Below are 20,411 nucleotides of genomic sequence, written 5' to 3' on the forward strand. Positions count from 1 at the left end.
CGGCGAAAACGTCAAAGCGCTTGAAGCGGTGCAGCCGAAAGACCTGGACGCCTCCGAAATTGATGTCCGCTTGGGCGCAACCTGGCTGCCGTCGGAAGACATTCGGCAATTTCTGTTTGAGCTGGTGGACACGCCGCCGATGTACCAGACCTACATCAATGTCATGTATTCCGAATATACGGCTGCCTGGAACGTCAAAGGCAAAAGCGATGACCGCAGCAACAATATCAAGGCGAACGTCACGTACGGCACCAACCGCGTCAATGCGTACAAAATTCTCGAAGATACGCTGAATTTGCGGGACGTGCGCGTATTTGACACCGTGTATGAGGATGGCGTGGAAAAGCGTGTGCTGAACAAACAGGAAACGGCCATCGCCCAGCAAAAGCAGGAGATGATGAAAGAAGCGTTCCGCGACTGGATATGGAAAGACCCGAAGCGGCGCGAACGGCTGACACGTCTGTACAATGATCGGTTCAATGCCATCCGTCCACGCGAATACGATGGCAGTCATATCCGATTCACCGGGATGAACCCGGAAATCCGGCTCCGCCGGCACCAGGTCAATGCGGTTGCCCGGGCGCTGTACGGCGGCAACTCCCTTTTCGCGCATTGTGTCGGCGCAGGAAAAACGTTCGCGATGACCGCCGCGGCGATGGAGAGCAAGCATCTAGGGCTGTGCAACAAGAGCATGCTGGTCGTTCCGAACCATCTGACCGAACAGTGGGCGGCGGAGTTTTTGCAGCTATATCCGTCGGCGAATATTCTGGTGGCGACCAAGAAGGACTTTGAAACGAAAAACCGCAAAACGTTTTGTGCGCGGATTGCTACCGGCGATTATGATGCGATCATCATCGGCCATTCGCAGTTTGAGAAAATTCCGATTTCGATGGAGCGGCAACGGCAGCAACTGTACGAACAGATTTCGGAAATTACAAGCGGCATCCGGGAACTCAAGGAAGCCAGAGGCGAACGCTATGCGATCAAACAGCTTGAAAAAACAAAAAAGACGCTGCAGACCAAGCTGGAGAAGCTGAACGACACGAGCCGGAAGGATGATGTCGTGACCTTTGAGGAATTGGGCGTAGACCGTCTATTCGTGGACGAAGCCGACTCGTACAAAAACCTGTTTCTTTATACGAAAATGCGCAATGTGGCCGGACTGTCGCAAACCGAAGCGCAAAAGTCGTCGGACATGTTTGCCAAATGCCGCTATCTGGACGAACTGACCGGAGGCCGGGGCATCATCTTTGCGACGGGGACGCCGATCTCCAACTCCATCACTGAGATGTATACGATGCAGCGCTATTTGCAATACGAGCGGCTCAAGCGGCAGGGATTGCAGCATTTTGACGCTTGGGCTTCGACATTTGGCGAAACCGTCACCGCGATCGAGCTTGCGCCGGAAGGAACGGGCTATCGGGCGAAAACCCGGTTTGCCCGTTTTTACAATTTGCCGGAACTGATGAATATGTTCAAGGAAGTGGCGGATATCCAGACGGCGGACATGCTCCAGCTTCCCGTACCGAAAGCCCATTTCCACAATGTTGCAGTGCCGCCAAGCGACTTTCAGCGTGACATGGTCGCGGATCTCGCCCGCCGCGCCGAACGGGTGCGGGCGAAAGAAGTGGAGCCGCACGAGGACAACATGCTGACGATCACCAATGACGGACGCAAACTGGCGCTCGATCAGCGGCTGGCGAATCCCCTGCTTCCCGACGACGAAGGCAGCAAAGTCAGCGCCTGCGCGGACAATGTCTTCCGGTATTGGGAGGAACATCAGGAGACGCGGTTGACCCAGTTGGTGTTTTGCGATTTGTCCATTCCGAAACAGGATGGTACCTTCAATGTGTACGACGAGCTGCGGCGCAAGCTGATGGAGAAAGGTGTCCCGGCTGACGAAATCGCCTTTATTCACGACGCTAATACCGAGATCAAGAAAAAGGAATTGTTCGCCAAAGTACGCAGCGGACAGGTTCGGATACTGCTTGGATCGACATTCAAAATGGGCGCGGGAACGAATGTACAAACGAAGCTGATTGCCCTTCACGACCTCGACTGCCCTTGGCGTCCGCGCGACCTGGAGCAGCGCAGCGGGCGCATTATCCGGCAAGGCAATCAGAACAGCGAGGTGCATATTTTTCGCTATGTTACGGAGAACACGTTCGACGCGTATTTGTACCAGACACTCGAAAACAAGCAGCGCTTCATTTCGCAGATCATGACCAGCAAATCGCCTGTCCGTTCCGCCGAGGATATTGACGAGACGGCTCTCTCCTATGCCGAGGTGAAGGCGCTGGCGACCGGCAACCCGTACATCAAAGAGAAAATGGACCTGGACATTCAGGTATCCAAATTGAAGCTGCTCAAAGCCAACCACTTGAGCCAGCGCTATGCGCTGGAGGACCGGCTGCTCAAAGTGCTGCCGCAGCAAATCAAGTCCACGGAGGAAAGAATTGCCGGCTATGAACAGGACGTTGCTTTGTATACACGTTCTCTGGCATCCGAGGCGGATGGGGCAGATAAATTCCCCGGCATGACGGTCAAAGATTACACCTACTCGGAGAGGGCGGCAGCGGGCGCGGCTTTGCTGGACGCTTGCAAAGGAATGACTTCGCCCGATCCGCAGGAAATCGGCAGCTACCGGGGCTTTTCCTTTTGGCTGTCCTTTGACAGCTTCCATAAGGAATACAAGGTTACGCTGCGCGGCGCGCTCGCTCATACGGTGACGCTCGGAGCGGATGCGGGCGGCAACATAAGCCGCATCAACAATGCCTTGTCCGACTTGCCTGCGAAGCTGGAGCATGCCCGCGAGCAGCTTGCCACCTTGCGGCAGCAAATGGAAACGGCGAAGGAACAAATCGCGGCTCCATTCGAGAAGGAGCAGGAGCTGCAAACGAAAGCGGCGCGTCTTGCGGAATTGAATGCGCTGCTCAACATGGACAAGCGAGAAAACGAAGCCGTGGACAGCGTGCCGGACGAAGAACCGGAAGCGCCGGAACGGCGGGTGGTGGGCCGTGAGCGATAACGGTCTGACACCGTCGTTCCTACCCCTGAAAGGGAACTTCTTGCTGACCATTACGGAAAAGAACATGGTATCGGTGCGAGCATTTCACAGGTCGAAGATAGCTCACTTGTTAAAGTTATAAATCACATGATGAATTGGACTCCGGTTTTGGGGTCCTTTTCTCATTTCCGGAGGAATGAACATGTTGTATGCCATCCCAAGCGGCGGATGCTTTTGTCCGATTCTGCCGCCTTTTTGTTATGGAACCGGCTTGATCGAGGAGGGAGAAACCGTGCCGTCATTGGAGTTGATATCCAAAGAGAAAAACGGATTTGGCGACACGTATTATTACATCCGCGACTCAAACGGGGTGACCAGTCAAGTTTATGAAGGCGATTTAGACGCATTCATGAAAAAGAAAGGCGTTACGAAGTTGAAGGAAGGCAGAGCTTATACGTACCCCAAAAAGAGGGGTAAGGCACGATGAACAATATACCCATCGGACGCTGCCTGGATTTCCAAAAGGAGCCGCGGCAATGAGCTATGTAAACAAGGAACAGATCGAACGTGCCAAAAGACTGGACCTGCTCACATATTTGCATATGCACGAGCCGGCAGAACTGGTTCGATGCTCTCGCAATGTCTACACCACCCGGTCACACGACAGCTTGAAAATTTCCAACGGCAAATGGTACTGGTGGTCAAGGGGGATCGGCGGACGCTCGGCGCTGGACTATTTGATCAAAGTGCGGGGCATGTCTTTTCCCGATGCGGTGCTGCAAATTGAAGGCGTTCATCCAGGCAGCGCACCTGCATTTTCGCAATCTTTGCAACAACGCTCATCTCCAGCGCGGTTTGAGCTTCCCGAACCGAATCATACATCGCATCGCGTCATGGCCTATCTCAGCAAACGTGGTATCCATCGCACGTTGATCGACTACTGTCTCGAAACGGGGCGTTTGTATGAAAGCCGCCGCTATCACAACGCGGTATTCGTCGGTTTCGATCAGCAAGGAACGCCGCGCTATGCGGCGATACGCGGTACGACAAGCACTCGTTATATGGGGGAAGCCGCTGGAAGCGACAAGCGGTATTCGTTTTCCATTCCGGCCTCGGGAAACTGTACGGAACTGCATCTGTTTGAGAGCGCTATTGATCTCTTATCCTACTGTACGCTGGAACATCTCGCTGGCCGGGATTGGCGGCAGGCGCATAAGCTGTCGCTGGCCGGAATATACAGGCCCAGGACAAATGGGGAGGACTCTACTCCCCCGTCTGCCCTAACGCATTACTTGCAGTGCTTTCCCCAGGTGAATCGACTTGTCCTGCACCTGGACAATGATGAGCCGGGGCGATTGGCGGCAGCCACGATGCAGAGGCTCCTCTCCCCCGCCCTTCTCATATCCGATGAGCCGCCTAAGTTCGGAAAGGATGTAAACAACGATTTGATGGAATTCCGAAGAAGACGCGGTGAACCATCCCGATAGCGGTAGACGCTGAACGGTTGGCGTCTTTTCTTTCTGGGCTACGGAAAATTTTCACAGCATGTGGATAAGATGTGAATAGATGGGGATAAGCGCAGCCGCATTGATTGTATAGCATGTAATAGGTATAATAAGATCAATATACAGCTATGCAAGGAGTGACCAAGATGATTATCAAGCCTTCCGCCAGTATCCGGCAAAACTATAATGAAATCGCCGATCTATGCAAAACATCCGGGGAACCGGTTTATCTGACCAAGAACGGTGAAGGCGATCTTGTCGTAATGGACATTGATACGTTTTCCCGTCGCGAGAAGATGTTAAAGCTGCGCGAAGAACTGCTCGCTGTGCAAGAAGATCGTTTGGCGGGCCGTGTTGGTGTGACGCCGGATGAACTGGACGCTTACCTGGAGGGCATTATTGACGAGGTGCAGCATGGAAAAGATGCCCCGATATAAAATCATCGTTTCCGATCGCGCCCGCCAAATGCTGGCGGCTCATGTGCGATTTCTCGCAGAGAAAAGTCCGGATGCGGCGCGAAAAACGAAAAACGAATTGCTGCATGCGATACGTTCCTTGGCGCAAATGCCGGAACGTTATCCTTTTCTCGAAGCGGAATTTATTCCGTCCAACAAGTACCACAAGATGTTTGTGGAAAAATGGTATCTGGTGTTGTATCAGATTCAGGATGAAATCGTGTATGTCGATTTCATTGTAGACTGCCGCCAGGATTACCGCTGGTTGGTGCGATAACAAAATAGTTCTAAGGAAGACGCTGAACGAATCGGCGTCTTTTTGTGTTTGTGGGGTTCTCTCTTGTTCCCGGCGGGTGCTTTTGAAGGCAACGCGAGACGACTGTCTCGTGTTGTAGCAAGCACTGAATTTGGCTAGCCAAATTCGCTTGTTAGGGGCAGCGCCCCTAAGACCCCTCCGTTTGGACGCAAAAGTTTCATGACGAGATGGTAGGCAAGACGTATTGTTTATTACGAACAGGATCGCTTTACGAAGCCGGTTTCCGGATGGAGGTCATGCGATGAGGAAACGCAACATTCCTGTTTTGGTTCGTCTTAATGAAAAGGAGCAGCAGCATCTCGCGAGCCAGGTGAAAAAGTCGGGGCTTTCTCAGGAAGCCTTTATTCGTTTCTTAATCAATGGGTATGTCCCGAAGGCGCTGCCGCCGCTGGATTATTACGCGATGATGCGCGAGCTTCACGCCATTGGCAACAATCTCAATCAATTGGCGGCGAGGGCGCACGCGACCGGGCATCTGGATCGGGCTGCTTTTCAACAGGAGGCCGATCAATTGCGCCGCGCTGTTCAGCAGATTCAACAGGCGGTGACTGAACCGGAGCGAAGAACCGAGCAAGCGACTCCAAATGTACATCCGCCGTAAAGGGGGCGTCACGTATGGCAACGACGGCAATATGGGATGTCACCGACCGATTGAAGCGCGTGCTTGATTACGCCACCAATCCCGACAAAACAGCGCAAGATCGCGCCGTGAAGAATGAAGGCTTGCGGCAGGTGCTGGGATATGCAAAAGCGGATGCCAAAACGAAAGAACAGCTTTATGTGAGCGGAATCAATTGCGATCCGCTTACCGCTTACGAGCAAATGCAGCGTACCAAGCGTCAATTTCAAAAGATGGATGGCATAGTCGCGTTTCACGGCTACCAAGCGTTTGCGCCGGGCGAAGCTACGCCGGAGACCGCGCATGCCATCGGCGTCAAACTGGCGCAGGAACTGTGGGGAGACCGTTTTGAAGTCATTGTAGCGACCCATCTGGACAAGGAGCATTTGCACAATCACTTTGTGCTGAACTCCGTCTCCTTTATGGACGGAAAACGGTACTACGACAACAAAGCCTCCTACGCCCTTCTGCGGAGAACATCCGACCGGTTATGCCGGGAACATGCATTGTCAGTAATCGAGCAACCCGAGCCGGGCAAGGCCAAACATTACGGAGAATGGAAAGCGGATCGGGAAGGCAAGCCGACTTGGCGAGGATTGATTCGGACCGATATAGATCAGGCGATTGCGGCATCGATGACATGGACCCAGTTTATCGCCGCGTTGCAGAAGCAAGGCTATGAAGTGAAAACGACCGTGAAGCATATGGCAGTGCGTCCACCGGGCAAGGAACGTTTCGTTCGTTTGCGCAGCTTGGGAGACGACTATACGGAAGAGGCCCTGAAACAGCGGATTTTGCGAAACCGTCTCCCCCGGCGGCAACCGTCTTTACCCATGCCGCGACGCAGGCGCGCCGTTTGCAAAGGAACGCTTCGATCCGGCAGGAAGTTCAGCGGCTTGCAAGCATTGTACCTGCGCTATTTATATGAGATGGGCATATGGCCTCATTTTCGCGCGTCCGTGAGAAGGACGCCTTTTTTATTACGGGAAGACTTGCGGCATTTGGCGGTTATTACCGCGCAGACCAGACTGCTTTGCCAGCACCGTATCTCCAGCAAAGAGCAGCTTTTGGACTATGTATCCGTCGCCCGGCAAGAGATGCGCCTAGTCTCCGGCGAGCGCAGAATGCTATACAACCGCCTCCGCCGCTGCAAGGAGGAAAGCCGGATCGTCGCTTACAAAGAGCAAATAGACGTACTATCCAAGCGGCTTGCCACGCTCCGAAAGGAGGTGAAGCTGTGTGCGGGCATCCTTGCCCGATCCGGTGAAATGATGACTAAACTACATGGCGACAAGCAAAATCAACCATTACGAAGGGAGGATTCCATCCATGAGCAGTGGAGCCGAGGCGGCCGATCAGGTCGTCAACATGAGTCTGCGGGGTATCGAGGTAATGGCCAAGATTTCCGGTGAAGGCGCTAAGCATCTGGCCGTCTATTTGTTTGCCGCCCTGCAAGGGCAGAAGCGGACGAAGGGCAGCATCCGTCTGGAAAGCTTGCTTCGCAGCGGCAAGGAATTGAAAGTGTTTGCCGTCAAAAACGAAGACCTGCCCACGTTCTGCAAGGAGGCCAAACGTTACGGCGTCCTGTACTGTGCCCTGCGGGACAAAAAGAATGTCGATGGATTATGCGACGTGATGGTACGGGCCGAGGACGCGTCCAAAATCAATCGCATTGTCGAACGCTTCAAACTGGCGACCGTGGATACGGCCAGCATTAAAAGCGAAATTGAGAAATCCCGCGCCGGGAATCAGCACGACCAATCAACATCCGGGCAACACCGGCAACAAGCACCGGACCAAACCCGTCAGCAGATGGAGGAACAAAGAGCGGCGGTCAAGGGAACTTCTGCGGAGAAGAGCACCAACGATGTTTTGGACGAACTTATGCAGATGCCCGAATCGGCGCAGCCAACTTCCCCGGCGAACGGCAACCCAAACCCCGCGATGGCGACGACGGAGCCGCCCCATCCGTCCGAGCCTACCTTAGGGCGCAGCGAAGCATCCGCAAGGGGTATGATTGAACCGAAAGCCGAGAAAGTGCAGCAGCGGCCATCGATCCGCGAACTGCTGCGCGAGATCCGGGAAGAAAATCGGAAGGCGGAGAAAGAACGGCGTCAGATGGTCAAGGAATCGTCTCTGCCCAAGCGAAGCGAGCGAAATAATGGAAAAGTGAAGACGGGCAAAACCAAACCAATCGGAACCCGAAAGCGAGGGAAAGCGAAATGAACAATCTGGACGATTTATTCCGGCAGGAAGCATCCGGCCATTCTTCCGCGAATTCGTCCGAGCAACCTTTTGACAAGGAAGCCTGGGCACAAAAAAAGCAGGAACTCAGGCAATGGGCCTACGAGACGATTGATGCCGCCACGACCGCCATCTCGCAAAGCGGCGATGAATTTCAACGATATCTGGATGTGCAAAGCCGTTTCGACCGCTACAGCGTATCCAATGCGCTTCTGATTCTCACGCAGCGGCCGGAGGCGACCCGCATCGCCGATTTCGATTCGTGGAAGGAACAAGGCGTGTTTATTCGCCGCAAGGAAACCGGCTTTTATATTTTGGAGCCGGGCGAGGAGTACCGGAGGGAAGACGGCAGCACCGGCATCAGTTATAACCTTAAAAAGATGTTCGACATCGCGCAAACGACGGCCAACCCAAAACGGGAACAACCGACCTATCCGGACGACCGAATGCGTATCAAAGCCTTGATGGATCGTACCCCTGTCCCGATCGTCATCGGCGATGCGCTCCCACCGGAAACGCATGCGCTCTACCAGCCGGATACGAGAAATATTTTCATTCGCCGAGGCATGGATGCCGGGGACATTTTCCGGTCGCTCGCGCAGGAGCTGGCGCATGCGGAAGTGGATCGCGGCGATGGTCGTTACAGCCGTTCCGAATATACCTTCCATGCTTACTGCGCCTCTTACATGCTGTGCAAACAGTTCGGCGTAGACACGTCTTCCTTTCGTTTCCATCGAGTGCCGGAGAAGCTGAAGAACATGGAGCCGCAGCAAATCCGCACCGAACTGGCAGTGATGAAAGATACCGCGCACGACATTGCCCGCAGGATGAACCGGATGCTGGCGCAGCAGCGGCAGCAGCATCGGACAGAACCAGCAAGATAGGAGCGCCGCGCGGGACATGTTCAATTTTTGTTCAGGAGGGAGCGCCTGTGAAGGAAGAAGAACGGATTCTCTGTTTGGATCATTACGAGCATGGCATTGTGGTGCATGCGCTGAATGCGCTGCGTAACGATTTGATCGGCGAGAAGCGCCCCACCGATGCCGTCGATGAACTGTTGCTCAAAACGATTGAAGCCCCTTATCAAAAACATAAACGCCGGAGTCACCATGAGGCGCGTTGAAACCGCAAGGAGTCATTTGATACTCTTTGCGGTTTTTTTGATTCCCGTCGTTTGGGCGGCATTGCTCACCGCTCCTTTTCTTTCCAGGGGGCTGCCGGCGATTGTGGAGCATCTGAGCGTGGCGATCTACCGCCCTTTTGACATCCGATGGGTGGAAGACACGCCCCGCTGTCTGCTCTTTTTTACGCTGGCTTATGGACTCGGCGTCGGCGTTTATCTGGCTTCTCCGCGAAACTACCGGCGTAGGGAGGAGCACGGCAGCGCCCGTTGGGGCCGGGCGAAAAGTATTTGCGCCAAATATCGAAGCAAGCAGCAGGAACAAAACAAAATTTTAACCAAGCAGGTTTGCATCGGACTCGACGGTCGCAAGCATCGCCGGAATGTGAATGTGCTTGTCGTAGGCGGTTCCGGCTCCGGCAAAACGCGCTTTTACGCCAAACCGAACGTCATGCAGGCGCATACGTCCTTCGTCGTTCTCGACCCGAAAGGCGAAATCTTGCGGGATACAGGCCATCTGCTCAAGGCCAAAGGGTATGACATCAAGGTGCTCGACCTGATCAATCCGCACCGCTCCCACGGCTACAACCCTTTCGCCTATTTGCACGACGACAAGGATGTGCTGAAACTGGTCACCAACCTGATACGCAATACAACGCCGAAGGGCAGCAACACGAATGACCCGTTCTGGGAACGGTCCGAAACGGCGCTGTTGGAGGCGCTCATGTTGTATTTGCTTTATGAAGCGCCGCCGGAGGAACAGAATTTTCCGATGGTGATGGAGATGATCGCCGCAGCCGAAGTGCGGGAAGAAGACGAAACCTACCAGAGTCCGCTGGACGAGTTGTTTGAACGGCTGGCCATGCGCGACCCGGAGCATTTGGCGGTCAAACAGTACAACATCTTCAAGCTGGCGGCGGGGAAAACGGCCAAATCGATTTTGATCGGCCTCGGCGTTCGGCTGGAGAAGTTCAACTTGCATTCGATCGCCGGGATGAGCCTGGTCGATGAAATGGAATTGGCTGTCATGGGAGAAAAGAAGACGGCGCTGTTTGCCGTCATTCCCGACAACGACAGCAGTTTCAACTTCATCGTCGGGATGCTCTACACCCAGCTTTTCCAATGCCTGATGTATGAGGCCGACTACCGGCACGGCGGACGCTTGCCGGTGCACGTGCATTTCGTGATGGACGAATTCGCCAACGTTGCCTTGCCCGATGAATTCGACAAGCTGCTCTCCACCATGCGCAGCCGCGAGATTTCGGTTTCCATCATCCTGCAAAATTTGGCGCAGCTCAAAGCGCTGTATAAGGAGTCGTGGGAATCGATCGTGGGGAACTGCGACGTGTTTTTGTACCTGGGCGGCAATGAACAATCCACCCACAAATACGTCTCGGAGCTGCTAGGCAAGGAAACGATCGACACGAACACATACGGCCAAAGCAAGGGCCGCAGCGGCAGTTATTCGATCAACTATCAGTTGTCCGGCCGCGACTTGCTTACGCCCGATGAGGTGCGGCTTCTCGATAACCGCTATGCCCTGCTCTTTATTCGCGGCGAGCGTCCTGTTCAAGACGACAAATACGATTTGCTCAGGCATCCCCATGTCGCGCTCACGACGGATGGCAAAGGTCCTCCCTTCCAGCATGGCGGCACGGAACACGCTTTGGATTGGCGAACCGTGACGCTTGATGAAAACGGAGAGTATGAGCTTCTATCGGAAGAAGACATGGAGTCGCTATTTTTACGAAGGGAATGATGAAATTGAAAATCAAAAGGAAACGGCTGCTGGCGCTGTACATCATGCTGATGTTAACGGGAACCGTATTCGTCTCTACCGCTTATGCCGAGGGCGATCCGATGACGACGGTCAATAATTTGTCCACTTTCATATTCGGCTTAATCCGGGCCATCGGCATGATCATACTCGGCTTCGGCATTGTCCAGATCGGATTGTCGCTCAAGTCTCACGATCCTTCCCAGCGAGCGAACGGGTTCCTGACGCTCGCCGGCGGGATTATCATTACTTTCACGAAGGAAATTCTTACCCTGATTGCCGGATAAACGGGAGTCGCAAATGAGGGGAACGGACGGTTTGTCCGTTCCCCGTCTACAGAAAAGGGGTGAGAATATGGCCAAAAACAGTTGGATTATTGACAATCTCGAACATGCGCTCGATACGTGGAACGAGAAAATGAACGAAATCTGGCAGCTTGTCACCGAGTCGCCGGCCGACTTCAAGGGCGGCGGCGTTTGGCGCGTCATTACCGACATTCACGGCGCGTTGCAGGCGACGGGATTGGCGCTACTGGTCTTGTTTTTTGTGATTGGCGTGGTGAAAACGACCGGCAGTTTCGCCGAAATGAAAAAGCCGGAGATGGCCGTCAAGCTGTTTATTCGCTTTGTCCTGGCCAAAGCGGTCGTCACCTACGGGCTGGAGCTCATGATGGCGCTGTTTACCATTGTTCAGGGAATCATCTCCACGATGATGGGACGTTCCGGGTTTGGAAAGACGGAGGCCATGACCTTGCCGAACACCATTGCAAAAGCGATTGAAGACGTCGGCTTTTGGCAAAGCATTCCGCTGTGGGTCGTCTCCCTTCTGGGCAGTCTGTTCATCATGGTGTTGTCTTTTGTGATGATACTCTCGGTGTACGGACGGTTTTTTCGCATCTATTTATATACGGCCATCGCTCCCGTTCCGCTCTCCGCCTTTGCCGGGGAGCCGAGCCAAAATATCGGCAAATCGTTTCTCAAAGGGTATGCAGCCGCTTGTCTGGAGGGAGCGATTATCGTACTCGCCTGCATCATCTACTCCGCCTTTGCCTCCGCTCCCCCGGCGGTCGATGAAGGCGCAGGCGCGGTTACGATGGTGTGGACGTACATTGGCGAGTTGAGTGCGTCCGTAAGCATGGGCACAAAGCCTGTGCGCGGGTTTATGTGGAATCCTGCCCTTGGCAAGGCAGCAGCGTAAAGATATAACGGGCGCATTACGCGCCGCGCTGTCATCGACCAGTTTATCCGGAGGGGAAACCTGACGGGGAGTGCAGCATACTGGTGAAGCCGCGAGTTGGAGAAATCATCTATCCACGACTGAGCGGCGAGATGAAATGTTGTGAACGAGGATGAAAGCTATACTGCTTCAAGGATAGCCCAAGGGGGCATAGCCGAGCCGACGGCGTAAGGATGATTGAGAAGCCGTGCGTCACGGCGGAAGGAACGATGAGCTTTCCAACCGCGATATATCCGTGACGACCAATCGCAATAAGCGAGTAACGGGCGAAAATCCCATCCGACATCACAACAAGCTGTGTTTCCGTAAACCTAAACGGAGATTGCCTAAACCGGAACGCTGTTTACAGCTATGCGTAATGCCAAAAGGTGATAAATCTCAAGGCGGGAGCCAAGAGAGATGACGCTGAAAATCCGGCATGGCAACGGAGCCGCCGTAGTAGTCCGAGGGCGTTAATGGCGTCTACATGGCGAAGGGCGGCAGGAAATCATCCAATACAAGACAAGGAAAGGTGCGTGAGGCATGATGAGGAGTCCTAATCGAGTATTGGAAAGTCTACGGTCAAAAGCGTGCATCAGCGATTACCGCTATGAAAGGCTGTATCGCAATCTGTACAACCCCGAGTTCTATTTGCAAGCCTATCAGAACATCTATGCCACGGCTGGCAACATGACAAAGGGAACGGACGGTTCGACAATCGATGGAATGAGTCTCAAACGGATCGACAAGTTGATCGCGTCACTCAAAAATTACAGTTACCAACCGAACCCTGCAAGAAGAACCTATATCCCAAAAAACAGCGACCCGACAAAGAAACGCCCGCTGGGGATTCCCTCTTTCGACGATAAATTGTTGCAAGAGGTTATCCGCATGATACTGGAGAGTATCTATGAGGGTACTTTTTCGCCACACTCCCACGGATTCAGACCAAAAAGAAGCTGCCATACAGCGTTATTGGAGGTCAAAACCCGCTTTACAGGCGTGAAATGGTTTGTTGAGGGGGATATACGCGGCTGTTTCGACAACATAGACCACCACGTTTTGGTCAGTCTGCTTCGCCGCAGAATCAAAGACGAGCATTTTCTGGGATTGATTTGGAAGTTCCTGAAAGCCGGATATATGGAAAATTGGATTTATCACAATACCTTGTCCGGCACACCCCAAGGCTCCGGAGCGAGTCCCATTCTTGCGAACATCTACTTGAATGAATTGGACCAATTCATGGAGCAATACGCAGGACGATTTAATTCCGGGAAAAAGCGTGTGAGAAGCTGCGAATACAACCATTATCGGGGACACCTTGACTATCTGCGCGGCAGGAAATACAGCAAGAAGAAATGGGAAGCCCTGACGGATGGGCAAAAGAAGCAGGCACAAAGGGAAATCCGCGAAACGCGAGCCAAGATGATGAGCGTAGACAGCTCAAACCAAATGGATGAATCTTACCGTAGAGTGGTATATATCCGCTACGCGGACGATTTTCTGATTGGCGTCATCGGAAGTAAGCGGGACGCAGAAACCATCAAGACCGAAGTGGGAGCATTCCTCAAGGACAGCCTGAAACTGGATCTATCGGCAGAAAAGACGCTGGTAACAAATGCAAAAGATAAAGCGCGCTTTCTCAGCTTTGACATCTATTCCAACCGTTCCAAGGACATCAAGAAAGACAAAAACGGCATGACCCGCCGTGTGTATAACGAGCGGATCAAGCTGTATGTCCCAAAGGAAAAATGGGTGAACAAGCTGATTTCTTACGGCGCGTTAAAAATCCATTATGACGCGAGAAACGGCAATCGTGAGGTGTGGGAACCGTTCCATCGGACGCATCTATTCCACAATGACGACCTTGAAATCTTGCAACAGTATAACGCCGAAATACGGGGACTGTATAACTATTACAAGATTGCGGACAATGTGTCCGTGCTGAGTAACTTTGGTTATATCATGAAATACAGCATGTTCAAAACATTTGCCGCGAAATACAAGACCCGTGTTGGTGCAATCAAGGACAAATACAGAATGGGCAAGGACTATGGCGTGAAATACGAAACAAAATCCGGCTCAAAAGTGATGTTGCTATACAACGAGGGCTTCCGTCGCATTGACGAAGCTGATGCCGGAAATGTTGACGTTGAACCAAAGGTTTACGCCAATAGCAGTCCAAACAGCCTGATTGCAAGATTAAAGGCAAAAAAGTGCGAATGGTGCGGAGCGGAAAATGTGGACATGGATATTCACCATGTCCGCAAGCTAAAAGACCTAAAGGGCAGGAAAAAGTGGGAGAAAACCATGATTGCGCGAAGGCGTAAAACGATGGCTCTCTGCGAAGACTGCCACGTACAGTTGCACGCTGGAAACTTAGACTGATTTCTGGAGAGCCGGATACATCGAGAGGTGTACGTCCGGTTCGGAGGGGAGCGCTTGGAAACCTGCCGCCGCAATGCGGCAAGGCGCTGGGCGCTTACCCTACTTTTCAACATGCTGGTACTCGTGGGGACGGTCAAAATGGCGGACCGGGTGGTGAGGGAGATGATGGGGCTGTAGCTTCATTCCGATTCTTCGCCTAACAATTCCCGGACGGAAACATCCAGCGCTTTGGCAATCGCAACGACTTCGTAGTCTTGGACAAGCCGATACTGCCCTTCCAGACGCGAAAGACTGGTAGGACTGATGTCGAGACCAGCCGTTTGCAGTCTGGCGAGAAACTCCTTTTGTTTCATCCCCTTTGCCTTGCGGATGGCAACGACTCTCACGCCGATTATATTTTTGTCGCCTGGCGGTTCTTTTCGATGTTTCATTTGTATGCACCTCACATTACAAGCAAAATTGTACGTGAGTGCATCATTGTTTTAATGCGAATATCGCATTAAAATGAAATAAACCGATTTTCGCAATAAAATGTAGAGATACTCTATCATTTAGACAGCCAGGAACGCCGATCTAATGAAGACGCTGGGAGGCCGACCGATGACACGTTTGCTTGGTCAATTGGAGGAGGAAAGAAGGAAGTTGAACGAACTCGGGAAAAAATCTCTTGATCAGGGAATTCCTCTGTTCGAGAATGAGGCGGTTCAGGCTCAAAGCCGGAAGGTGGACGAATGGATCGTCCAGTGGCTTCAAAGGAAGTCCGGACGAGAGCATCAGCTGCGCTAGATCGCATTCGCACAAGGAGGGGGATGTCAATGGAGTTTCCGTTATGGTTTCAAAATGCGATCCAGCGGCGGCTGGACCACGTTTCAGCTCGGATCGAACGCCATCCCGAGTTGCGCAGATGTCGCGATGAAGAGGGATCGGCTTTTCAAGCGATGTTTTCCGGCGTGGAGATGACGCAGTTGCCGGCGTTTATGGAATGGGAGGACAAACAACATTTCACAAGGGCATTAGAGAATGAACGCTTGTATTTACAGGGGATGAGAGACGGCGCTCAGCTTGTATTTGCGCTTTTGGCCGATCCCCTTCCATCCGGCGATGAGTTGTTGGCAAGATCGAAAAAGACAGAGCCAACAACGGTTAAATCGGAGGATGGGGCCGAGCTGTAGACCATAGCGAGCATCGTTAATGGGAGGACTTCAAATGGAAGTGAAAATCAACCGGGAAATCCGGGATTATACGGAAAGCTTATTCTTTGGACTGTCCTTGCGGCAGTTCTTTTTTTCTGTGCTGGCTGTCGGCGTGGCGATCGTCCTTTATTTTGGACTGCGCGGACGCTTTGGTTTGGAAACGCTCAGTTGGATGTGCATTATGGGGGCCGCGCCTTGCGCAGCCTTGGGTTTCATCAACTATCACGGCATGACGGCCGAGCAGTTGCTTTGGGCGTATGTGAAGTCGGAATTTCTGCTGCCAAGGCGATTCGTCTTCTATTCGACCAATATTTATGTTGAAGCGCTGAAAAAGAGCATGCAGTATCATGAGCAGGAAAGGATGAAGCGCCGTGATTAAAACGCTCAGACGCATCATCAAGCAGGACAAGGAACGATTTGTTATCCCGAAAGGCGTTCAGCAAGTCATCCCGATTCGCGCCCTTTGGCCGGACGGGATTTTTTTTGTCGGCAACAAGTTCTCCAAATCGTATCGGTTCGAGGACATCAACTACGCCGTAGCGTCCAGGGAAGACAAGGAAGCGATGTTTTTGTCTTATTCCGAGCTGCTCAATTCCTTTGACAGCGGAGCGACCACGAAGATCACGATCCATAACCGGCGTATGAATCGGACCGATTTTGAAAGCTCGATTCTGATTCCGCTTCGGCAAGACCATCTTGATGTGTACCGGCAAGAGTACAACGAGATGTTGCTCGCAAAGGCCATCGGCGCGAACGGAACGATTCAGGAAAAGTACGTTACCATTTCTGTCGCCAAGAAAAATGTGGAGGAAGCCCGCCAATACTTCGCGAGGGTCGGAACCGAATTGATGTCGCATTTTTCCCGTCTCGGTTCCAAATGTATCGAACTGGATGCAACCGACCGTCTGCGCATTTTCCATGATTTCTTTCGGATTGGCGAGGAAGCGGATTTTCGTTTCCATCTGTCCGAAACAATGCGCAAGGGGCATGATTTCAAGGATTACATTTGCCCGGATACGTTCGAGTTTGAAAAAGATCATTTTCGGATGGGCAACTTTTTTGGCCGCGTCATCTTTCTGCGGGAATACGCCAGCTATATTAAGGACAGCATGGTGTCCGAGCTTTGCGACCTGAACCGGAATTTGCTGCTGTCGCTGGATATCATCCCGATTCCGACCGACGAGGCCGTTCGTGAGGTGGAGAGCCGTTTGCTCGGCGTGGAGACAAACATTACCAACTGGCAGCGGCGACAAAACCGGAACAACAATTTTTCTGCCGTGGTCCCTTACGATATGGAGCAGCAACGCAAGGAGAGCAAAGAATTTCTGAACGACTTGACCACCCGCGACCAGCGGATGATGTTCGGCCTGCTGACGATGGTCCATATCGCGGACAGCAAGGAGCAGCTCGACAGCGATACGGAGGCGCTGCTCACAACCGCCCGCAAGCATTTGTGCCAGTTTTCCACGCTTACCTACCAGCAAATGGACGGTCTGAATACGGTGCTCCCCTACGGCTTGCGGAAGGTTCACGCTTTGCGGACGTTAACGACGGAAAGCACGGCTGTCTTTATTCCGTTTCGGGCGCAGGAAATCGTGCATCCGGGCGGCATTTACTACGGACAAAATGTGATCAGCAAAAACATGATTATTGCCAACCGCAAGCAACTGTTGAACGGAAACAGCTTTATCCTCGGCGTATCCGGTTCCGGCAAAAGCTTTACCGCGAAACGGGAAATCGTCAACCAGATGCTGGCCAGCGACGACGATATTATTTTGATCGACCCGGAACGGGAATACTCCGCACTGGTGAACGCATTGGGCGGCGAGACGATTCATATATCCGCCACTTCGCCCAACCATATCAATGCGATGGATATGAATCGTCAATATGGCGATGGAGCCAATCCGATCATTCTCAAATCGGAATTCGTCCTCTCGTTATGCGAGCAGTTGATTGGCGAATATCAACTGGGAGCGAAGGAAAAGTCGCTCATTGACCGCTGCACCGCCAGCGTGTACAGGAAGTATTTGCAGAGCAACTATAAGGGGCAGCCGCCGACGCTTCAGGACTTTCGCGCGGAGCTGCTCAAGCAATCGGAGCCGGAAGCGCAGGACATCGCGCTTGCGATTGAACTTTTTACTTCTGGCAGTTTGAATACGTTCGCCAAGCCGACCAATGTCAATGTCCATAACCGGCTCATCTGCTACGACATTCTCGACTTGGGCAAACAGCTCCTCCCGATTGGCATGCTTGTTGTTTTGGACAGCATCCTGAATCGGATTACACAAAATCGGGTTAAAGGCAAAAATACGTTTATCATTATTGACGAAATCTATCTTTTGTTTCAGCATGAATACAGCGCCAACTTTCTGTTCACGCTTTGGAAGCGCGTCCGAAAGTATGGCGCTTTTTGTACGGGAATTACGCAAAACGTGGATGATTTGCTGCAAAGCCATACGGCCCGGACTATGCTGGCGAACAGCGAATTTATCGTCATGCTGAATCAGGCCAGCACCGATCGGATGGAGCTTGCCGGGCTTCTCAATATTTCGGACCTGCAACTCTCCTATATTACCAATGTTGACGCCGGGAATGGATTGATGAAGGTAGGCAGTTCCCTTGTGCCGTTTACCGACAAGTTCCCGCGGAACACGAAACTGTATCGCCTGATGACGACGAAGCCTGGGGATCATTAACAAACAACAGTAAGCGATTGGTCTTAACCGAGAACAATCGCTTACTTTTTTAAATTGTTTTTCATTTTCCGGTTTAAACACTCTTGTAAAACTCACTGCCAATGGTGCTACTCTTTCTAAGTGGTTTAGGTTTTCGAATGTACCGCTAATTTCTAGTGTTAATTGAACTAAGATACAGCGTGTTTTTCCGTTGAGTAACATTCATTCATTACTTACGTCCGTTACAAAGACATATTCGTGCTCGTCGAGTCCAAACACGGTATGCAGGGATCGAATAACTTCATGGAGCCTTCTCCCTTCGATTACGCACGAAATTTTAATTTCAGACGTGCTGACCGTGTAAATGCTAACGCCGGTTTCGGCAATGGTATGAAACATCGTCGCTGCAAGACCAGGGGAACTGACATTTCCCGCCCCGACGATAGATACTTTCACCAAATCGGAGTGGGTTTCCAAGTTTTTGAAACCAACATCTGCCTGGATGTGATAAAGCACACTTTTTGCCTTCTCCAGATCGGCGAGGCTAACGGTAAAGGACAGGTCAGCCTTGCCATTCCTTATTCCGCCTTGAACGATAAGATCGACATCAATGTCGTCATTCGCAAGCGAATTAAAAACCGCAGCGAGTCGGCTTGGGTTTGTAGGCATATCCAATAAGCTTACATGCGCAATAGGCTTGTCGAACGCGATGCCACGAACCACGATTCCTTGTTCCATATCCGTTTCCTCCTTTACTTGCGTACCTTCATGGTTCGTAAAGCTGGATCGAACGACCAACTTCACTTTATTTTGTTTGGCACATTCCACCGCACGGGGGTGAAGAACCGCCGCTCCGAGATGAGCCATTTCCAACATTTCGTCGTAAGAGATTTCCTTCAGTTTTCTGGCCTGCTTGACGATGCGCGGATCGGTTGAATAAACACCGTCCACATCCGTGTATATTTCGCACAAATCTGCCCGGATCGCTGCTGCAAGCGCGACAGCCGTCGTGTCGGAGCCCCCGCGTCCAAGCGTCGTAATCTCGCCATTCTCTGTCACTCCTTGGAAACCGGCTATAATGACAATGCGCCCCTGATTTAGCGCATTCATTATTCGATCTGCCTGAATGTCGATAATCCGTGCCTTCCCGTGGTTGGCTTCTGTACGAATGCCGGCTTGCCAGCCGGTTAAAGAGACCGCTTGTTCGCCCAGGGCGTGCAGCGCCATCGACAACAGGGCAACCGAAACTTGTTCTCCTGTACTGAGCAGCATGTCCATTTCACGCGCTGAAGGGGTTGCCTCCGCGATTTCTTTGGACAACTCGATCAAATCGTCCGTCGTATCTCCCATTGCGGAGACCACCACGACGCACTGATGGCCTTCCTGCCTTCGGTCCGCTATCCGACGCGCAACGCGCTTTATCCGTTTGGCGTCGCCTACGGAACTGCCGCCATATTTCATCACCAATAATGACAACATTATCTCTCCCGATTATGAATTCGAATACTGTTCCACTTAACTGACGGACAGGCCTTGGAATAAAACGTCTCTTCAAACCTAATCATGCATATACTTGTGCTCGATATCGCAATCCAGATGAATCAGCTCCATTTTTTCCCCGGTGCCGATGCAAATGTCGGATTGAATGGAAGTGACGCGGCAACCGACAATTGCAGCCACTTTAGGTTTCAACAGCGCTTGCAATCGGTCGCGATCCATTTCGACTATCGTCTGATGAATGCTTCTGCCGCGTATGGTATGGACAGAGATGGAATGCTCAATTGTTGGAGTTCCTTTGGCAATGATCACGATATGGTTTTTAATGACTCTTACTTCCACCTCCTGCGGATGTTCACCGATCATTGCAAGTAGGCCTCTTTCAGTTGATTTACAA

Annotated in this window: 22 protein-coding genes; 19 read left to right on the plus strand and 3 right to left on the minus strand. The window is 52.2% G+C overall.

All coding sequences use genetic code 11. The features are described 5' to 3' along the window. Positions 1-529: 529 nt before the first annotated feature. From ACL02P_RS22010 to ACL02P_RS22080, 15 genes are all read left to right on the plus strand, one after another. Positions 530-3,028 (plus strand): helicase-related protein, encoded by a 2,499-nt coding sequence (locus ACL02P_RS22010; protein WP_412838274.1) that lies wholly within the window; start codon positions 530-532, stop codon positions 3,026-3,028. A 181-nt stretch (positions 3,029-3,209) separates the two neighbouring features. Then, positions 3,210-3,494 carry a hypothetical protein gene (locus ACL02P_RS22015; protein WP_412838082.1) on the plus strand — a complete coding sequence of 95 codons (285 nt, stop codon included), beginning with the start codon at positions 3,210-3,212 and terminating at the stop codon, positions 3,492-3,494. 49 nt (positions 3,495-3,543) lie between these two features. Then, a complete protein-coding gene (locus tag ACL02P_RS22020; RefSeq protein ID WP_412838083.1) occupies positions 3,544-4,494 on the plus strand; it encodes a DUF3991 domain-containing protein in 951 nt (316 codons plus the stop codon). Between the two features lie 164 nt (positions 4,495-4,658). Then, positions 4,659-4,949: a type II toxin-antitoxin system Phd/YefM family antitoxin gene (locus ACL02P_RS22025; RefSeq protein ID WP_412838084.1), complete on the plus strand. Its 291-nt coding sequence runs from the start codon at positions 4,659-4,661 to the stop codon at positions 4,947-4,949. Beyond that, positions 4,927-5,244, plus strand: a complete 318-nt coding sequence (locus tag ACL02P_RS22030) for a type II toxin-antitoxin system RelE/ParE family toxin (RefSeq protein WP_412838085.1) — start codon at positions 4,927-4,929, stop codon at positions 5,242-5,244. Before ACL02P_RS22025 ends, ACL02P_RS22030 begins: the two co-directional genes overlap by 23 nt. A gap of 280 nt (positions 5,245-5,524) precedes the next feature. After that, positions 5,525-5,884: a plasmid mobilization protein gene (locus ACL02P_RS22035; protein WP_144871751.1), complete on the plus strand. Its 360-nt coding sequence runs from the start codon at positions 5,525-5,527 to the stop codon at positions 5,882-5,884. 14 nt (positions 5,885-5,898) lie between these two features. Next, on the plus strand, positions 5,899-7,314 hold the full coding sequence (locus ACL02P_RS22040) for a relaxase/mobilization nuclease domain-containing protein (protein ID WP_144871749.1): 1,416 nt from the start codon (positions 5,899-5,901) through the stop codon (positions 7,312-7,314). Further along, complete coding sequence (locus ACL02P_RS22045) at positions 7,232-8,128, plus strand: PcfB family protein (protein WP_144871747.1); 897 nt, start codon at positions 7,232-7,234, stop codon at positions 8,126-8,128. The genes ACL02P_RS22040 and ACL02P_RS22045 overlap by 83 nt, the downstream gene beginning before the upstream one ends. Beyond that, on the plus strand, positions 8,125-9,030 hold the full coding sequence (locus ACL02P_RS22050; protein WP_144871745.1) for a hypothetical protein: 906 nt from the start codon (positions 8,125-8,127) through the stop codon (positions 9,028-9,030). Before ACL02P_RS22045 ends, ACL02P_RS22050 begins: the two co-directional genes overlap by 4 nt. Positions 9,031-9,077: 47 nt before the next feature. Next, positions 9,078-9,269 carry a hypothetical protein gene (locus ACL02P_RS22055; protein WP_144871743.1) on the plus strand — a complete coding sequence of 64 codons (192 nt, stop codon included), beginning with the start codon at positions 9,078-9,080 and terminating at the stop codon, positions 9,267-9,269. Beyond that, positions 9,256-11,025 carry a VirD4-like conjugal transfer protein, CD1115 family gene (locus tag ACL02P_RS22060; protein ID WP_144871741.1) on the plus strand — a complete coding sequence of 590 codons (1,770 nt, stop codon included), beginning with the start codon at positions 9,256-9,258 and terminating at the stop codon, positions 11,023-11,025. The genes ACL02P_RS22055 and ACL02P_RS22060 overlap by 14 nt, the downstream gene beginning before the upstream one ends. Positions 11,026-11,069: 44 nt before the next feature. Next, positions 11,070-11,330, plus strand: coding sequence for a glutamyl-tRNA amidotransferase (locus tag ACL02P_RS22065; protein ID WP_227277961.1), 261 nt, complete (start codon positions 11,070-11,072; stop codon positions 11,328-11,330). A 67-nt stretch (positions 11,331-11,397) separates the two neighbouring features. Then, the gene (locus ACL02P_RS22070) at positions 11,398-12,240 is read left to right on the plus strand and encodes a hypothetical protein (protein ID WP_412838086.1); all 843 of its coding nucleotides are present in this window, start codon (positions 11,398-11,400) and stop codon (positions 12,238-12,240) included. Positions 12,241-12,804: 564 nt separating this feature from the next. Beyond that, on the plus strand, positions 12,805-14,646 hold the full coding sequence (locus ACL02P_RS22075; RefSeq protein WP_412838275.1) for a reverse transcriptase domain-containing protein: 1,842 nt from the start codon (positions 12,805-12,807) through the stop codon (positions 14,644-14,646). A gap of 27 nt (positions 14,647-14,673) precedes the next feature. After that, the gene (locus ACL02P_RS22080; protein ID WP_251536404.1) at positions 14,674-14,823 is read left to right on the plus strand and encodes a hypothetical protein; all 150 of its coding nucleotides are present in this window, start codon (positions 14,674-14,676) and stop codon (positions 14,821-14,823) included. Positions 14,824-14,825: 2 nt separating this feature from the next. Here the strand turns inward: ACL02P_RS22080 and ACL02P_RS22085 are convergent, their stop codons facing one another. Further along, positions 14,826-15,077, minus strand: coding sequence for a helix-turn-helix domain-containing protein (locus tag ACL02P_RS22085; RefSeq protein ID WP_054819090.1), 252 nt, complete (start codon positions 15,075-15,077; stop codon positions 14,826-14,828). Between the two features lie 169 nt (positions 15,078-15,246). Between ACL02P_RS22085 and ACL02P_RS22090 the strand changes: the two genes are divergently transcribed. From ACL02P_RS22090 to ACL02P_RS22105, 4 genes are read left to right on the plus strand one after another with little or no spacing between them, the layout of a single operon-like run. Continuing rightward, a complete protein-coding gene (locus tag ACL02P_RS22090; protein WP_127486765.1) occupies positions 15,247-15,432 on the plus strand; it encodes an aspartyl-phosphate phosphatase Spo0E family protein in 186 nt (61 codons plus the stop codon). Between the two features lie 29 nt (positions 15,433-15,461). Next, positions 15,462-15,818 carry a hypothetical protein gene (locus tag ACL02P_RS22095; RefSeq protein ID WP_144871737.1) on the plus strand — a complete coding sequence of 119 codons (357 nt, stop codon included), beginning with the start codon at positions 15,462-15,464 and terminating at the stop codon, positions 15,816-15,818. Between the two features lie 34 nt (positions 15,819-15,852). Then, entirely contained in the window at positions 15,853-16,218 is a 366-nt protein-coding gene (locus tag ACL02P_RS22100) for a PrgI family protein (protein ID WP_198828582.1), read from the plus strand. Then, the gene (locus tag ACL02P_RS22105) at positions 16,211-18,538 is read left to right on the plus strand and encodes a VirB4-like conjugal transfer ATPase, CD1110 family (RefSeq protein ID WP_227277955.1); all 2,328 of its coding nucleotides are present in this window, start codon (positions 16,211-16,213) and stop codon (positions 18,536-18,538) included. The genes ACL02P_RS22100 and ACL02P_RS22105 overlap by 8 nt, the downstream gene beginning before the upstream one ends. 201 nt (positions 18,539-18,739) lie before the next feature. On the opposite strand, the gene ACL02P_RS22110 is transcribed toward ACL02P_RS22105, so the two are convergent. Next, the gene (locus ACL02P_RS22110; protein WP_227277956.1) at positions 18,740-19,993 is read right to left on the minus strand and encodes an aspartate kinase; all 1,254 of its coding nucleotides are present in this window, start codon (positions 19,991-19,993) and stop codon (positions 18,740-18,742) included. 81 nt (positions 19,994-20,074) lie between these two features. Next, positions 20,075-20,380 carry a Na-translocating system protein MpsC family protein gene (locus ACL02P_RS22115; RefSeq protein WP_161655355.1) on the minus strand — a complete coding sequence of 102 codons (306 nt, stop codon included), beginning with the start codon at positions 20,378-20,380 and terminating at the stop codon, positions 20,075-20,077. Between the last annotated feature and the right edge of the window lie 31 nt (positions 20,381-20,411).

This window comes from Paenibacillus sp. MB22_1, assembly GCF_047200555.1.
Taxonomy (GTDB): Bacteria; Bacillota; Bacilli; order Paenibacillales; family Paenibacillaceae; genus Fontibacillus; species Fontibacillus phoenicis.

Excerpts from the sequence above, each read along its gene's own strand:
- ACL02P_RS22010 (WP_412838274.1), top strand. The coding sequence starts at position 530 with ATGAACCCGGAAATCCGGCTCCGCCGGCACCAGGTCAATGCGGTTGCC.
- ACL02P_RS22015 (WP_412838082.1), top strand. The coding sequence starts at position 3,210 with ATGTTGTATGCCATCCCAAGCGGCGGATGCTTTTGTCCGATTCTGCCG.
- ACL02P_RS22020 (WP_412838083.1), top strand. The coding sequence starts at position 3,544 with ATGAGCTATGTAAACAAGGAACAGATCGAACGTGCCAAAAGACTGGAC.
- ACL02P_RS22025 (WP_412838084.1), top strand. The coding sequence starts at position 4,659 with ATGATTATCAAGCCTTCCGCCAGTATCCGGCAAAACTATAATGAAATC.
- ACL02P_RS22030 (WP_412838085.1), top strand. The coding sequence starts at position 4,927 with ATGGAAAAGATGCCCCGATATAAAATCATCGTTTCCGATCGCGCCCGC.
- ACL02P_RS22035 (WP_144871751.1), top strand. The coding sequence starts at position 5,525 with ATGAGGAAACGCAACATTCCTGTTTTGGTTCGTCTTAATGAAAAGGAG.
- ACL02P_RS22040 (WP_144871749.1), top strand. The coding sequence starts at position 5,899 with ATGGCAACGACGGCAATATGGGATGTCACCGACCGATTGAAGCGCGTG.
- ACL02P_RS22045 (WP_144871747.1), top strand. The coding sequence starts at position 7,232 with ATGAGCAGTGGAGCCGAGGCGGCCGATCAGGTCGTCAACATGAGTCTG.
- ACL02P_RS22050 (WP_144871745.1), top strand. The coding sequence starts at position 8,125 with ATGAACAATCTGGACGATTTATTCCGGCAGGAAGCATCCGGCCATTCT.
- ACL02P_RS22060 (WP_144871741.1), top strand. The coding sequence starts at position 9,256 with ATGAGGCGCGTTGAAACCGCAAGGAGTCATTTGATACTCTTTGCGGTT.
- ACL02P_RS22065 (WP_227277961.1), top strand. The coding sequence starts at position 11,070 with ATGCTGATGTTAACGGGAACCGTATTCGTCTCTACCGCTTATGCCGAG.
- ACL02P_RS22070 (WP_412838086.1), top strand. The coding sequence starts at position 11,398 with ATGGCCAAAAACAGTTGGATTATTGACAATCTCGAACATGCGCTCGAT.
- ACL02P_RS22075 (WP_412838275.1), top strand. The coding sequence starts at position 12,805 with ATGAGGAGTCCTAATCGAGTATTGGAAAGTCTACGGTCAAAAGCGTGC.
- ACL02P_RS22085 (WP_054819090.1), bottom strand. The coding sequence starts at position 15,077 with ATGAAACATCGAAAAGAACCGCCAGGCGACAAAAATATAATCGGCGTG.
- ACL02P_RS22090 (WP_127486765.1), top strand. The coding sequence starts at position 15,247 with ATGACACGTTTGCTTGGTCAATTGGAGGAGGAAAGAAGGAAGTTGAAC.
- ACL02P_RS22095 (WP_144871737.1), top strand. The coding sequence starts at position 15,462 with ATGGAGTTTCCGTTATGGTTTCAAAATGCGATCCAGCGGCGGCTGGAC.
- ACL02P_RS22100 (WP_198828582.1), top strand. The coding sequence starts at position 15,853 with ATGGAAGTGAAAATCAACCGGGAAATCCGGGATTATACGGAAAGCTTA.
- ACL02P_RS22115 (WP_161655355.1), bottom strand. The coding sequence starts at position 20,380 with ATGATCGGTGAACATCCGCAGGAGGTGGAAGTAAGAGTCATTAAAAAC.